Below are 225 nucleotides of genomic sequence, written 5' to 3'. Positions count from 1 at the left end.
AAAAGAAAAGTTTGAACGTTCCAAGCCCCACGTGAACGTGGGCACCATTGGTCACGTTGACCATGGTAAGACTACTCTGACTGCAGCGCTGACTCGCGTGTGTGCGGAAGTATGGGGTGGTGCAGCCGTTGCTTTTGACGGTATCGACAATGCTCCTGAAGAGCGTGAGCGCGGTATCACCATTGCTACCTCTCACGTTGAGTACGAGTCCCCGACCCGTCACTA

Annotated in this window: 1 protein-coding gene; it reads left to right on the top strand. The window is 54.2% G+C overall.

Features of this window, described 5'->3' with window-relative positions; all coding sequences use genetic code 11:
- The coding region (locus B4U49_RS00030) for a GTP-binding protein (protein ID WP_239692406.1) at window positions 1-225 on the top strand (225 nt) is incomplete at both ends.

The sequence above is a fragment of the Microbulbifer mangrovi genome (assembly GCF_002009015.1).
Taxonomy (GTDB): domain Bacteria; phylum Pseudomonadota; class Gammaproteobacteria; order Pseudomonadales; family Cellvibrionaceae; genus Microbulbifer; species Microbulbifer mangrovi.
The sequence above is the reverse complement of the archived record's forward strand: the minus strand, read 5'-3'. Positions and strand labels throughout refer to the sequence as shown.